18 protein-coding genes are annotated in these 14,305 nt (G+C 35.7%); 7 read left to right on the top strand and 11 right to left on the bottom strand.

Features of this window, described 5'->3' with window-relative positions; genetic code table 11:
• The 7 genes from RAO94_00910 to RAO94_00880 form a co-directional block, all read right to left on the bottom strand.
• Nucleotides 1-422: hypothetical protein (locus RAO94_00910; protein MDP8320888.1), on the bottom strand; the 422-nt coding region annotated here is incomplete at its 3' end.
• A gap of 9 nt (nucleotides 423-431) precedes the next feature.
• Entirely contained in the window at nucleotides 432-1,847 is a 1,416-nt protein-coding gene (locus RAO94_00905) for an FAD-dependent oxidoreductase (GenBank protein ID MDP8320887.1), read from the bottom strand.
• A 2-nt stretch (nucleotides 1,848-1,849) separates the two neighbouring features.
• A complete protein-coding gene (locus RAO94_00900) occupies nucleotides 1,850-2,590 on the bottom strand; it encodes a DUF547 domain-containing protein (GenBank protein ID MDP8320886.1) in 741 nt (246 codons plus the stop codon).
• Nucleotides 2,587-3,252, bottom strand: a complete 666-nt coding sequence (locus RAO94_00895; GenBank protein ID MDP8320885.1) for a TIGR04282 family arsenosugar biosynthesis glycosyltransferase — start codon at nucleotides 3,250-3,252, stop codon at nucleotides 2,587-2,589. The genes RAO94_00900 and RAO94_00895 overlap by 4 nt, the downstream gene beginning before the upstream one ends.
• Nucleotides 3,253-3,293: 41 nt before the next feature.
• Nucleotides 3,294-4,265, bottom strand: coding sequence for an arsenosugar biosynthesis radical SAM protein ArsS (gene arsS, locus RAO94_00890; GenBank protein ID MDP8320884.1), 972 nt, complete (start codon nucleotides 4,263-4,265; stop codon nucleotides 3,294-3,296).
• 1 nt (nucleotide 4,266) lies between these two features.
• Nucleotides 4,267-4,599, bottom strand: coding sequence for an arsenosugar biosynthesis-associated peroxidase-like protein (locus RAO94_00885; GenBank protein MDP8320883.1), 333 nt, complete (start codon nucleotides 4,597-4,599; stop codon nucleotides 4,267-4,269).
• Nucleotides 4,600-4,658: 59 nt separating this feature from the next.
• Nucleotides 4,659-5,339, bottom strand: a complete 681-nt coding sequence (locus RAO94_00880) for a TIGR04283 family arsenosugar biosynthesis glycosyltransferase (protein MDP8320882.1) — start codon at nucleotides 5,337-5,339, stop codon at nucleotides 4,659-4,661.
• A 503-nt stretch (nucleotides 5,340-5,842) separates the two neighbouring features.
• Between RAO94_00880 and RAO94_00875 the strand changes: the two genes are divergently transcribed.
• The 4 genes from RAO94_00875 to RAO94_00860 all read left to right on the top strand — a co-directional run bounded on the left by RAO94_00875 (nucleotide 5,843) and on the right by RAO94_00860 (nucleotide 9,091).
• On the top strand, nucleotides 5,843-6,430 hold the full coding sequence (locus RAO94_00875) for a hypothetical protein (protein MDP8320881.1): 588 nt from the start codon (nucleotides 5,843-5,845) through the stop codon (nucleotides 6,428-6,430).
• Nucleotides 6,431-6,615: 185 nt separating this feature from the next.
• Nucleotides 6,616-7,497, top strand: a complete 882-nt coding sequence (locus RAO94_00870; protein ID MDP8320880.1) for a hypothetical protein — start codon at nucleotides 6,616-6,618, stop codon at nucleotides 7,495-7,497.
• A gap of 229 nt (nucleotides 7,498-7,726) precedes the next feature.
• Nucleotides 7,727-8,455: an SDR family oxidoreductase gene (locus RAO94_00865; GenBank protein MDP8320879.1), complete on the top strand. Its 729-nt coding sequence runs from the start codon at nucleotides 7,727-7,729 to the stop codon at nucleotides 8,453-8,455.
• 81 nt (nucleotides 8,456-8,536) lie between these two features.
• The gene (locus RAO94_00860) at nucleotides 8,537-9,091 is read left to right on the top strand and encodes a DUF4386 domain-containing protein (GenBank protein ID MDP8320878.1); all 555 of its coding nucleotides are present in this window, start codon (nucleotides 8,537-8,539) and stop codon (nucleotides 9,089-9,091) included.
• A gap of 126 nt (nucleotides 9,092-9,217) precedes the next feature.
• On the opposite strand, the gene RAO94_00855 is transcribed toward RAO94_00860, so the two are convergent.
• From RAO94_00855 to RAO94_00840, 4 genes are all read right to left on the bottom strand, one after another.
• Nucleotides 9,218-9,658, bottom strand: a complete 441-nt coding sequence (locus RAO94_00855; GenBank protein ID MDP8320877.1) for a hypothetical protein — start codon at nucleotides 9,656-9,658, stop codon at nucleotides 9,218-9,220.
• A 5-nt stretch (nucleotides 9,659-9,663) separates the two neighbouring features.
• On the bottom strand, nucleotides 9,664-10,119 hold the full coding sequence (locus tag RAO94_00850) for a hypothetical protein (protein MDP8320876.1): 456 nt from the start codon (nucleotides 10,117-10,119) through the stop codon (nucleotides 9,664-9,666).
• 23 nt (nucleotides 10,120-10,142) lie between these two features.
• The gene (locus tag RAO94_00845; protein MDP8320875.1) at nucleotides 10,143-10,754 is read right to left on the bottom strand and encodes a hypothetical protein; all 612 of its coding nucleotides are present in this window, start codon (nucleotides 10,752-10,754) and stop codon (nucleotides 10,143-10,145) included.
• A gap of 228 nt (nucleotides 10,755-10,982) precedes the next feature.
• Nucleotides 10,983-12,713: a sigma 54-interacting transcriptional regulator gene (locus RAO94_00840; GenBank protein ID MDP8320874.1), complete on the bottom strand. Its 1,731-nt coding sequence runs from the start codon at nucleotides 12,711-12,713 to the stop codon at nucleotides 10,983-10,985.
• Nucleotides 12,714-12,951: 238 nt separating this feature from the next.
• Here RAO94_00840 and RAO94_00835 point away from each other — a divergent pair, with 238 nt between their 5' ends.
• The 3 genes from RAO94_00835 to RAO94_00825 are packed head-to-tail and all read left to right on the top strand — an operon-like array spanning nucleotide 12,952 to nucleotide 14,213.
• Entirely contained in the window at nucleotides 12,952-13,182 is a 231-nt protein-coding gene (locus tag RAO94_00835) for a helix-turn-helix domain-containing protein (GenBank protein ID MDP8320873.1), read from the top strand.
• Nucleotides 13,175-13,474, top strand: a complete 300-nt coding sequence (locus tag RAO94_00830) for a hypothetical protein (GenBank protein ID MDP8320872.1) — start codon at nucleotides 13,175-13,177, stop codon at nucleotides 13,472-13,474. Before RAO94_00835 ends, RAO94_00830 begins: the two co-directional genes overlap by 8 nt.
• The gene (locus RAO94_00825; GenBank protein ID MDP8320871.1) at nucleotides 13,464-14,213 is read left to right on the top strand and encodes a phage antirepressor KilAC domain-containing protein; all 750 of its coding nucleotides are present in this window, start codon (nucleotides 13,464-13,466) and stop codon (nucleotides 14,211-14,213) included. The genes RAO94_00830 and RAO94_00825 overlap by 11 nt, the downstream gene beginning before the upstream one ends.
• Nucleotides 14,214-14,305: the final 92 nt, after the last annotated feature.

Here is a 14,305-nt window from a genome sequence, read left to right as displayed (position 1 = left end):
CTTGTATCGGGGAGAAATGCAGATTTGGGATTAAGGTTATATTTCCGGAAGGGATTATCAGCTTCTTTTCGCACTCTCACAAGTATATCAGCAGAATTTTCAAGTTTCAGGATGCTGGTAATATAGGCTTCATCAGAGTATGTATTTATATAGTTATATCCCGTGGTAGCCAGGAATTCCTGAACTGCTGCTTTCTGTTTATCCTTCTGAGTATTGATTATAACTGCTTCCAGACCGCCAACTAAACCATCAAGTCCCATAGTCAATCTTTCTCTGGTCACTTTTTCAGTTTCTTTATCCAGATACCCATCGCTATTTTGAAAGTTGTAAGATGATTTTTCACTTTCCGGATGCTGAGGGCATTTTCCGTCAGATACATGGTTGTGTACTTCACGACATATTGAACATATAATTTTAGACATATAATCTCCTTAGAGGAATAATGATTTGATCAGGTTTTTCATCCAGGGTTTTAGTGATCTCTTGAGATAATTGAAGCTCAAGCGCTGGAATATTTCCGCTTCCGTGGGGTAAGAAAAGATCAAGGAGGCAAATGCCGATGCTTTCATACCTTTTGTGATCGCCATACTTGCCAGCGGGATCATCTCACCAGCCTTTTCACTTACAAGGGTTGCGCCGATAATTTTACCTTTTTTCCCCAGAATGAGTTTCAGGAATCCTGCTCTGTCATTTTCAGATTTAGCACGGTCATTTTCATTTAGCTGGCTTATAATAGATTCTTTAAAAATACCAAGCTTCTTTGCCCAGGGCTCAGTATAACCAACATGAGCAACTTCAGGTTTGGTATATGTAGTCCAGGGAACAATATTATAATTAGCCTTCTGGCGTAGATTCATCAGGGCATTGGGAACCACTTTTCCACCTTGATAGCCTGCCATGTGCGTGAACTGAAAAGGTCCCGTAACATCACCTGCAGCAAAAATATTCTTAGTGGAGGTTCGCATACTTCTATCTGTGATAATGTAACCTCTTTTATCAGTTTTGATGCCTATATTGGCAAGACCTAAACCTTCCGTATCAGGAATCCTGCCGGATGAAACCAGCAGAGCATCACCACTTATAAATTCAATACCTTTTGAAGTCTTGATCTCAATGGTAATTTCTTTATCTTTTTGCGATACAGCATTCACTTTGCTCTGCAATAGAAGCTCCACGCCATCATCCTGGAGGACTTTTTTCATAACATCCCACACTTCGGGATCATCTTTGGGAAATAAGTGCTCATTGCGGTCAATTATCGTAACTCGTGAACCCAGATGCCTAAAACCCTGACCCAACTCCAGGCCAATGGGACCACCACCAATAATCATAAGGTGTGTGGGCAATTTTTCCAGATCAAAAATCGTTTTGTTTGTGAGATAGGAGACCTCATTTAAACCCGGTAAATCAGGAATTCGGGCTTTTGAACCTGTGGCGATCACGATTTTCTTACCTGTAATTGTTTTATCACCTGTTTTTACTGTGTGATTATCAATCAATGAGCTTTCACCCATAAAGACCTTTACACCAAGTGATTCATAGCGCTCCCGGGAGTCATGAGGTTCAATTTCGGCAATCACCTTTTTTACCCTTCGCATTACAGCTTTCAGGTCAGGAATATTTAGATTGGCATCCAGAGCAAATTCCGCTGCTCTGGAGATATCTTTTGCCAGATGTGCTGAGCGCAGGAAAGTTTTACTGGGTACGCAGCCGTAATTAAGGCAGTCACCGCCCATTTTATGGTTTTCCAGCAAGGCAACATTTGCGCCAAGTCCGGCAGCACCGGAGGCAATAGTTAAACCTGCACTTCCAGCACCAATTACAATTATGTGATAATCATATTTCATTTTTAGCTCCCTGGTTTTAGGGAATTAACCCGCCAGTCATATTTCAAATACTTGATCTTATATCTACTGATATCCTGTTTTGAATAAGTACTAATAAATTCAGAAATACCTTCACTGAAATCAGGTTCAAACCACTTGAATATCTTGGAAAGATAAACGGTATTTTTGCTATCAATTGTCATGCCTTTAGTCTCATTTCTGAGAAACTTACGAGTATTCTGCTCCATTTGAGAGATAATTGTTTCCGGATAATAAGCACCGATCATTAGATCAGGGCAGGAAAGTGATGCGCAGACAATGGCAAAATGCATCAGTGGCTGTTTCATGGGACGGAGGATTTCATGCTCGATCTCATTAAGAGTATAATATTTTTCTCCGATCAGTATCGCTTCGTAATCCCAGACGGGTTTAAAAAGATTTCCAATATCCTTAATGCTGCCGGAAATATCATGATCAATGATCATCTTCACTGCGGCGATGTTATAGGCATTTACCCAAAAAGCCAAACGTGAATTTTTATCTGGTAATAATGCAGGATCAAATGTTCCCAGCAAAGAGACTACTTCCTGAAAATTAGGATCATTCTGCACACGCTCATAATCAATTGCATTAAATTGTATACCCTGCCTCTGGATGGCGATTACGTCATCTTTTAAGATTGCATCCCATTTATCATAGATATCCTGCTGGGCATTTAAGAAAAGTGTAAACACGAGCAGTAACAATAATAATATATTTTTCATAGATTTTCTCCTTCCATAACGCTTAATATGGAATCTTTCAAGGGGCTATTTCCCTCACTACCTATATAGGTTTTCAGATCGCCCAAAGTATCAATATCATGCATTATCGGTAATACGAATAATGATAAATTCAATTCCTTTATCCGGGAAACCGTTTGATTATAAACCCGGCTTGAGCTCCAGGCTATTTCATCGAAAACATTTTTGGTAAAACTCTTTTTTTGAAACCCGATAAGATAATATCCTCCATCACTTGAAGGTCCCAGTACCACTTCATGGTTTGCAAGTGCATCAAAAGCTTTTGTTATAGTTTCTTCATCAAGACAAGGAAGATCGCTGCCAATAAGCAAAGATCTCTCTGTAACATTCTCAAAAACCTGCTGAAATGCATTTGCCATGCGAGAGCCTATGTCATCTCCCTTTTGGGGCAAATAACTACAATCAGCTCCTAATAATTTCTGCATTAAAGGCAAATTACCAGGGGGAGTATAAGCAACCAGAATTTCAATGGCGGTATTTTTGAGGACTTTCCAGGAATGTTTAAGTAAAAGTATATAGATATTTAATGCCTTTTCCTGACCTATAGCTGCAGCCAGTCGTGTTTTTACTTTGCTGTGCTGAGGAGCTTTGACAAAGAAGATAATCCTATTCTTGAACATCATGCAGTTAACAAATGGAATAACTATTCCATTAGTTCCCCGCCTCAGCTGGATCCTGATCCTGCTGTGCAGGCAAAACAGTGATTTGCAAGTCGGATTTTACGATTCTTAATTCTTGCGGCATCAAACTTACTGATATGACCTATAGGTTGAGATTGCAGTTCCAGCATCTGGTTGAAATCGCAATCATACAAATTACCGTCATACCCTACAGATATCTGATATCGGCACATCAGATTATCAATGGTACAAAAATTGAAAGAATCTACCAGAATTTCCATGTATTCATCAAATTTATCAATCTTGATCAAGCTCTCAAGGAAACGATTTATCGGAACATTGTTAATGCAATATAGCTTATTAAAGACAATCCCATGAGTATCAAAAAGATGCTTTTTATACTCCATTTCAAGTTGCTCCTGTGAAGAACTGATAAAAATTCCAGTGGGGTTATATACCAGGTTTAATGGCAAAGTTTTACCATAACCCAATTTGTTAAGTTTCTGAAGCGCAATGATAGATTTGTCATAAATACCACTTCCGCGCTGACGATCTGTACCAGATGGCCGAAAGTGGGGTAATGATGCTACAATTTCCACTTGATTGGCTGCCAGAAATTCATAGAGATATTCATAACCGGGTTCTTCCAGTATTGTAAGGTTACAGCGGTCAATTACATGTTTTCCTGCTTTTATGGCTTCCGTTACAAAATAACAGAAATGGGCATTCATTTCCGGTGCTCCACCCGTAAGATCAAGGGTTTCAATTTCTGGCACATTCCTGATCACATCAAGGCACATCTCAACCGTATCCAAAGTCATTTCAAGAGTGGATTCCGGAGATGAATTTACATGACAGTGACGACAGGCCTGATTGCATTTCCGCCCTATATTTACTTGAAATGTTTTAAGGCTGATTGCTTTTAAAGGCAATACTGATTTTTCATGCTTAGATAGTGTCTGTTCAAACCCGTTTGAAGATTCTTCTAAATATTTTAATTGAGATTCTATATTCATACTATATCAGAGTTTCATCAATCTTATTCATCATCTGGGTACTGTGAACCAGGGCAACACCCGCCGACATTGCGGCTCCCACGTGTACGGCTTCATTCATCTGTTCTTCATCTGCACCTTTTTCCAGACAGGCCTGTGTATAGGCATCTATGCAATATGGACAATGCAAAACGTGAGCCACTGCAAGTGCAATTAGAGCTTTTTCCCGTTCACTTAACGCACCAGCAGCCATTGCCTTTCCATAATATTCAAAAAACTTTTCTCCCAGTTCTTTATTGACCCTTGTAATGCTGCCAAACTTCTTAAGATCTTCTGATTTGTAATATGCTCCCATGATCCCTCCTAAAAGCTTATTTATTTATATGCTTAATAATAGTATAATTCATAATGTTTCTATTGGTAATACTTTCTCAATTTCTCAGGAGGAACTCCAAGTATAAAAAGTGTCGCAAGTATAGGATTACGCAGCATTACATAAAACATGCCTTCATCCTGCCAGCGCCTGTCTGAAGTCTTCACTCTATCCCGCAGGATAAATATCTTCTTATGTAATCTCCTGATGATCTGCATTATGGCAATATCTTCCATCAATGGCAAGGCAGGGAAACCACCAATTATTCTAAAGAATTCGCTCCTGAAAAATAATGCCTGATCTCCATAAGGCAGGCGAGTGATCCTGCTTCTTAGGGAACTGGTTCTGGAAATGATCTCTCGCAGGAGAAAATTGTTGCTGTCTATCTGAAGATTAAAACTGCCTGCTTTGTATCCGGCAGTTATTATTCCTGAGACTTTATCTAAAGCTCCAGCAGGCAAAATAGTATCTGCATGCAAAAATAGAAGAATATCACCAGATGCCTTTTCTGCTCCAAAATTCATCTGATTGGCTCTTCCGGGTGGGGAAATATATTTCTTGATAGACTTGTTATCGATTAACCCAAGGGTTCTTCCCGATTCTTCACCATCAATTACAAGTATTTCATAGTCAGGATAATTTTGTACCATCACATTGCTGATCACAGCATTGATTCCGGGTTCATTATACACGGGGATAATGATAGAGACCTTTGGGAGCATTTAACATCCTTTGATCATAGCAATCTATTAACCTGAATTTTAATGTTGAAGCTCATCATCATTCAGTGCTTCAAATTTCTGGCTATTGCCCAACCAGATTACTGATCATGTTAATCAATATCTTATGCTGTAAGAAGTAATGAACTGGGAATTATAGTCAATAAAATATATTACCTGTTACCAAATTTAAAAGTAACAAGTCAGGTGCGAAATACGTTTAGTCCGGAGGACTGCTGGATGGGGATTTGTGTAAACGGAGTGGACGAAGTGGACGGGATGGACGTAGTGGACAAAGTGGACAGTGTGGATTTTGTTTGTCTGAAATGCCAGTTAAAGAATTATTTTATATGACATACATAGCAATTTTATAGAATATAAATTAAGAATAAAAATAATACAGAACCGCTTATATCGGGCTAAATGTTATTAATTTCTATTTTTTTCTTGCCTATTTATTATAAAAGTATATTTATTGTTTAGATTTAATTTACAGGGGGTGGTAAATGTCTAATAAGTTATTTATTATTATTTTATTTCTGTCAGCTTCTTTGCTAAATGCTCAGAATAATGAGTTTACTCTGGAAACCGTTAGTACACCATTATCATATGAAGAGATTGCTGATGCCTTTGAACAATTAGGATTGGAAGAGTACAGGTTTTTGTGTGATATGGAATCAGGTTATGGTATTGCATTTTATGTTGAAACATATAAAAAAGGTAAGCTGGTTGATATCTTGCATATTTCAACGATTGGACAAAGCGATTGTAAACTTGAAAGATGCACTTTATTTATCATAAAGGAAGATACTAAGGTGAAGATATCAACCTTATATACTTGTGATCCACTTAAAATGAAAGGGTTAGCGAGTACTCAATTGAATTTATTCAAACACGGTTATTCACATGGTAAGCCATTTGATAATCCAGTATTAAAATTAGGTGAATTGACTCCAATTTATCTATTGGTGAATGATAAGGAATCTATCACATTTTATCCTACTTTATCAATTGAAGAAACAATTGCCAGAAATGATCAGGTTTTTATTGTAAAATATGAATTAGTTAAGTTTAAGGAAATACCAGATAGATAAAAAGGGGCAAAATTAATAGTTCAATATTTTCATTATGATGGTGATGAAGTTGAGAATATATTTGTTCATATAATCACTTTTTCTGCCAGGATAATCTGGAAATGATATAGATGCCAATGATGTATCTTATATTGTTACCTGTAAACCGGATAAGAAGAAAAAATATTTTTTAAATTGGAGGTAAGATGAAAAGCAATAATAAATTATTGATCAGGATATTATTATCTTTGTTAATACTTTTTCCAAACATATTAATATATTGCCAGAATATCAATACCGTTAATACTGGGGAAAATTATAAATATTCCAACTGGAAGCAGAATTTTGCTGGAAAGTATTATCTGGGAAATAGAATTATCACAGATAGAATAATGCGAGTAAGAGATTTTGATGAAGACGATGAAGAGGATCAAGGCGGACTTATCATCGCCGCATTTATTGTTGCATTAGCATTAGTAATTCTTGCTTCACCTTATTATATTCCAGCTTCCATACTTGAAGAGGATTATCCAGATAAATACTATTATCAAAACTATCCCTTTGAAGATAGTAATGGATTTTTGGATGAAGTTGGACGAGAATGGATGGCAAATTTATCTTTTTCAACTCATTATATTGACGAAGATATTACCGATTATCAAATAAATACATCTTTCAGGTATTGCAGATTAGCCTTGGAACCATCATATTTAAATTATAATTTAGGAAAGGAAGAAAAAGATATCAAATGTTTTGACTCCATGTTGTTATTTACTTTTGCTCAGAATAATTTCATTAACTTTCGATCAGGATTTGGCTATACTCACTTTGAAACAGATTCAAAACATGATGGGATAGATTACAAATATCAGGTTGAATTATTTAGTAAACCCTTACATCTGGATTTAGAATATAAACTCACTGGATATAACTTCAAGAAAGGGGAAAAAGTTGCCTATAATAACGACTTCGCTATATTTTTCGGGTATTTCTATAAAAGGCTGGAACTAAACCTTGGTTACAGCTGGAATGAAATAGGTGACACGTATTTGAAAGGTCCGGGAATACACACAGTTTTCTGGTTTTAAAAAATATAGATTATAAAGATTAAGTTTAGGTATTTTGAGAAACAATTTTTACTTCTTTGTATATATCTAAGATTGACAAATGAAGCTTTTAATTAAGATTGTGGACTTAGTTTTGATAAACACTTATTAGGAGCTGGAAAAATTGGTGTGTCATGCATACATTAGCCGTCATGCAAGAAAATATGTAAATCGTAGTGTCGATATAAAACATAAAAAGGAAAAAAATTATATGAAAATCTTAGTATTAGGTGCCAATGGAGTTACAGGTTTTAATGTTGTTACTCAGTTATTAAGACAAGGTATTGATGTTAAAGCATTAACAAGAAATACAGAAAAATTTGATTCTATAAAAAATAGCGAGCATATAGAGGTCCTAAAAGCCAGTATATTAGAAATAGATAATCAAAAGTTGAAACAATATTTATATGAAGTAGATGCTGTAATATCTTGTCTGGGACATAATATTTCATTTAAGGGAATATTTGGAAAACCATATACCCTCGTAGTTGATGCTTTAATAAAAATTGTTAACAATATTAATGAAATTAGCAAAAACAAAACCATAAAAATAGTATTGATGAATACTACAGCTTGTATCAATAAATTACAGAATGAGAAGTTTAAACAAAATGAGAATTTTGTAATGAAGATTATGAGATTCTTATTACCACCACAACGAGACAATGAATTAGCATTAGGATATTTAATCGACACAGTAGGTATAAGTAATAAACATATTGAATGGATTGCGGTAAGACCTGATACATTAGTAAATGAAATTGAAGTATCAGAATATGCAGTTTATCCTTCACCACTAAGAAGTCCAATATTTGATGCCGGCAAAACAAGCAGAATTAATGTTGCGGATTTTATGGTAAGTCTACTAAAAGACAAGGAACTTTGGGAAAAATGGAAATATAAAACTCCAGTTATTTACAATCTGGTATCAAAAAAATGAAAACATAGGATGATCGCGATATGGGAGTAATAATTCTTGCACGGCAGCTAACATTGCGAAGGGCTATGCCCATTCGCAAGTATGCGTAATATTTCTGAAAATCAAATGCAGTTACTGGGTAGCATAACGGGGGAGATGTTCACAGCCATCGGAATCGTCATGCTGGGCGTTTTGATGTATGCTATTTTGAAAAGCATTAACAGAGATATTGCTCTGATCGGTATGGGACTTTACATTGTGGAAGCGGCAATTCTGGCAATCAGCAGGATTCCGGTTTATGCTTTATTACAACTCAGTAAAGAATCGGTCACCTCTGGATATCCTGCAAGTTTGCAGACTCTGGCAAATCTATGTTATGAAGCCCAGGAATTTGGTTATACTATGCACATGCTGTTCTTTAGTTTAGGAGCCACACTTTTTTATTATCTTTTCCACAGATCAGGATATCTGCCAAAATTTCTGTCAATCTGGGGGCTTATTGCAGCACCTCTGGCATTCTTTGGAACTTTGATCATGCTATTTGGTTATGACGTACCCATAGCTGTTTTCATGCCAAACTTCCCCTTTGAATTAACAATCGGAGTATGGTTATTGGTTAAGGGGATAAATATAGAGATTGTTCCGAAATATCTATAAGTTGTGTAATAATTACTCGATCCAAGGTTATTGCATATAATTGGCCATAACTATAATTGGTTATGTACAGTTAAAAATGGATTTCAATAATGATGAGCTTATTGTCATGATTTCTATAATAAAATTTTATAAGATTTGAATTCCTGAATGGATGATCGCAGCAATTCCCCAATAAAGAAAAAATCCCCAGAAGTAAGTGTAATAAGCAAACCGACCACAGGATGGATAGGTGTATTCTTTTTCCATTACCCAAAAGACAATACTGAAATAAACTGAAATCGTACCCAAAGCAAACCAGATAGTGTAACCCCACAATTGGCCAGAAAGTACCCCAAAGTGACCAATAATCAAAAGCGGTAAAATAACTAACCAGTCAGCCCAGGCAAAAGCCAATGCAGATTTGAAGTGTGTTCTATCACGCCAATCTTCACCCTTTCCGATTAACAGATCTTTGGTTTTATGATCTTGTGGCTTGATCAGCATTAGCAGTTGAGCAACCATTAGTGGTAAAAATGTGATTGCTCCAAAGATGGCAATTATCCAAGTGATAATTGTTGGTTTGATCATATTAACTATCTCCTTTCGAAATACATTCTATTAGCCCACAGACCAATTATTGCTAAAATTGAAGGAACTGCCCAAAGCAAAATAGCAGCTAATTTAGTTTCAGGATTCATGCTATCGCGAAAAACGTAGAACAGAGGGAAATAAACACAAATTGCAAACACCATCAAAGCAGCAGCGAAACCAATAAACCTTTTCTTCCAAAGACCAATAAATGCAATAATCGTAAGTGGTAACACCCAAATGATATCTGCAATCGCAATTCCTCTTTCTACATCTGCTAAAGCGTGTTCAGCTGCATTCCCATTGAAGCTCTCATCCTGAACGCCTAGTTCGATTGCACCTTCCCAATCTAATAGTGAATAACTCTGCATGAGCCAGGCGAAAAAGATTAAAACTAAAGCGATCAATGCAATCCAAATTCCCAAAGGGAAGCGTTTGATTTTCTTTTTAAAAAAACTCATTGTACCTCTTCTTTTTGTTTTATTTAGAATTGATACCCGAAATGAAGCCCGGGTTCAAATAAGAAATAATTTGGTGCGCCGTCTTCTACTTCTTCAAAATCTGTGGGAAAATTAGTATAAATGGGCCAATAGTTGAATGATATAGAAGGCTCCAAGAACCAGTTCTGTTTGAAAAATTCTAAACGGTAACCGAGTCGGAGTTGAAGATACAACTGAAAACCCTTTTGGATCTCTTCATTTTGTGGATCAATAAATTGCAGCAGAAAGGGTGTTGCCTGAACCGTTGTATATGAGTTTTTCCACCAGAATCGCTGATAACCAACCCCAATACCGTATGATCTGAGCTTACCTGGATAAAATTCATCCGAAGATTCATATGTACCTATAGGTTCATAAACAGTCCATGTGATTGCTTCAACCACTATGTTGCTTTTCTGGTTAAGCCGGTATCCGTAATTCAATTGATAAAAATTCGGTGGATCTCCGGGTGCGAAATTACCCACGAGGAATAGAGTGCTTCCAATTGAGTTTCGTAGCTTAATTTCCTGGTTTTCTGGATAAGGATTATCCTGGCTAAATGCCAGGGATATAAGCAATATGAGGCTTATAGTAATAATTGCTCTTTTCAATTTCATTTTTCTCTCCTTTTCAGAAAAGTGTACTCTTTTTGGTCACATGGCCAATATTACACAAATATTAATCACGTAAACCGTTACTAAATAACACTTAAAGCTATATAATGGCGGAGAGTCAGGGATTCGAGCCCGCCATGTCCACCATATCTTTATATATTACAATAAATTACACGTTTTTAGATTTCCCAAGTTGTCCAGAAAAGTGTCCAGATTATGCGCAATTATGACTTACTTAAGAGTTTTATTTAGTGTATTGATCCTGTTAAGCATTGTTTGAGTTGAATTAAATCCTAACATTTCGGCAGCTTCTTTTTTTGTATCATACTTCTCCAATGCGTCTTCAATGATTTCCTTCATTTTCTTCCTATACTCAAGTTTTGCTTGTTGTAATTTGTCCTCAGGACAATCGATAATCAATTCTTCATTCTTAAGGATAATATATTTATTTAATTCATTCCCAGTTAATATTTTTGCAGAGCTCTTGATGAATATATTTTCTAAAGATTGCTTCAATTGACGAATATTACCTGGCCAATATAGAGTCGAAATAATCTCTTTTGCTTCAGGAGAGAGTTCTATATCATCCCATAGTGTAGGGGAAAGTGCGGCTAGATTATTATTATTTGATTTATCAGCCAATTCCTTATTAATAGTATCAACTAAATTATCGATAATTGCGTTTCTAGTTTTCAAAGCCAATTCACTAAAAGGTTCCAGTGTAATTTCTTCTTGATTTATTCTATAATACAAGTCTTTCCTGAAAGAACCCTTTTTAACCATTTCGTTAAGATCACGGTTTGTAGCAAAAATAAATTTTGCATTTGATTTACTTTGCACATCAGTACCCAGTTTTATATATTTTCCATCTTGAAGAAATTGAAGAAATTTTGGTTGAGATGCAATAGGGATATCCCCTACTTCATCTAAGATTATAAAACCATTTCTGAAGCTTTCTAAATATCCAGCCCTTTCATACATTGCATCTGTGAATGTCCCCTTTTTATGGCCAAAGAAATTTGTCTCGAATAAGTTACTATCATTACTCACATTGATGGTTATTATCTTATCTTGAACTACTTTCAAGCTATCCAGAACCATATTAATGAAGTAGTTTTTTCCTACTCCAGTCTCCCCTGTAACAAGGATTCCTTTACCATAATAAATAGAAATGGCTGCTATAAAATACCTAAGCTCGTAAGTTACATCTTTGGGTGGAAATATGCCAAGCTTATCAGCTTTTTCCCTAAGATCAGGTAAAGAAATGCTGGATATACTGTTAACGGATTTACAACTAAGTAAATGAGCAAAATTAGCATGAGTATCATCTTCGATAAGTTTGTTTTTGCCGGAATATTCATTTATATAATTGAAAGTTGTACCGAATTTTGCTGCCTCCAGGCTATACCTTATGGACACTTTAGTATAGTCTTTATTCACAATAAAATGTGTGTCATTCACCATTCCAGATTTCTCCAAAGTGGCATACTTATTAAAAATATCATTGAACATTGCGCTAATTTCTAGTTCATCATCAGGAATATTACTAAGAAAAGAATACTTAAATTTATTAAAATCAATACTTAGTTCCTCTATATATTGCTCTGCTTCAGGTTGATCTAAAAATTTAAAAGGGAATTCAGTATTTGTCAGATCATACCGTTTATTAAATGTGTCTTCATCTAGATTTCTTATTTTATCATATGCTTTCCTAAGATATTTATTGTAATTGCCAGGAATGGATTGATTGGTAGTGTACTGAAGAACAATTATGTTATCATATTTTGAAGTTATTTCAGGAGTATTATTTATAAGGCAATATCGTGACCTGAATTTCCAATAGTCCGGAAGTCGCTTGAAGTAATTATCTGTTTGATAGCTCCAACCATTAAGCTGAGGTTTAGATATAAAATCTTGTTGTTCATGATTAATCTTTGAGAGAATAATTAAATTTTTACCCATAGGAACTCCATAAAATTTTCTTTTATATACTAAAGATTTTCTTTATTCATTGTAATGTCAAGAAATATAGTAATTTATCCCTATATCAGGTCTTGTAATTAAAGTAAAAAACTAAATAAAATCTTTAGTTCCAACTTTTTGCTAGAGTTGTATCTTGTTGTATTACTGTAAGTTATAGGTTCAAATTGGCTTGGAACAGTATCTGCTATTATAGATTTCATAAAACACAGGAGATAATATGAGAAGATTATTGAATTCACAGGAAGCAGCAGAATTGCTGGGACTTTCCGTTAGCAAGCTATATAAGCTAACGATGACAAGGCAAATACCCCATAAGAAGGTATTCGGTAGGTTAAGATTTGATGAACAGGTATTAGAAGAGTGGCTTGAAGGAAATATTATCGAAGTCACTACAAGTGATGAACTTAATAGTAAAGCAGAAGGACTACTGGAGGGTAATCATGGCTAAGAAAAACGAAAAACAGAAACATCCACAGCACAAAATACTATACCCCCCAGGAACTGGCAAAGTGTGTTGGAGTAACCCAAAACAATATACTCTCATATCGAACTTGGATTGCCAGCAGACTAGTGGTACAAGCGTGACCAGGGACTGGGTAATTGATGCTATTGAAAGTGGGTTGAAGGAGAATTCCATAAAACAAGATATGGATAAAGAAATGGTAGTAAGTAGAGTCAGTGTTAAAGGGTGGGACAAAAAGTCCTACCCTTTTAATTCAAGGAGGAATTATGGATATTAAAACATACACTAATGGCATGTATAACATTGATACAATTGTAGTTGATGGTGATATTTATTTTAGAGGAGATCAGACCGGTTATGCTCTTGGATATAAGAACCCCGGAAAAGCTATCCGGGATCATTGCATTCAAGATGGAGTAAGAAAGGTAAATATCATTATAGCGGGAGATAACCAACTTGTCACGTATATAAGTGAGCGTAATTTATTACGGCTTATATCAAGTACAAGATTGGAGAGTTCTATAGATTTTGAGGAATGGATATATGAGGAGGTACTGCCATCTATTAGAAATACTTGTGTGTATGCCACTGATAAAATGATAGATAAAATCATAGACGATCCAGAATTAGGCATAAGGCTCTTTACTGCCCTTAAGGAAGAGCGTAACAATAAAAAGCCCGGGAAAGAGCTTGAAATATCAGCACCTAAGATAGAGTTCTATGACGCAATTACCGGAAGTAAAGACTCTGTATATATGTATGAGGTTGCTCAGGTACTTAAGGTAAAGGGTATGGGGGAAATGAAACTTTTTAAGTATCTTCGATATAAAAGTATCCTTATGCACAATAATGAGCCGTACCAGAGGTACATGGATCGGGGATATTTTGAATGTGTTGTATCACATTATACCGCCCATGGTGAGATTAAACTAAGATTAACAACTAAAGTCACTCCAAAAGGTCAGACATTTATTAGAAAAATCTTAAGGAAGGATGGTTATGATACACGTAATTAGATATCACAAGAACGGGAAGTGGTATGTACGGAAGATGTGGCTGACAAAAGCAACTGAATCCTTTGAGGAATATGAACAGGCGATGATACTTG

This window comes from Candidatus Stygibacter australis, assembly GCA_030765845.1.
Taxonomy (GTDB): domain Bacteria; phylum Cloacimonadota; class Cloacimonadia; order Cloacimonadales; family TCS61; genus Stygibacter; species Stygibacter australis.
The sequence above is the reverse complement of the archived record's forward strand: the minus strand, read 5'-3'. Positions and strand labels throughout refer to the sequence as shown.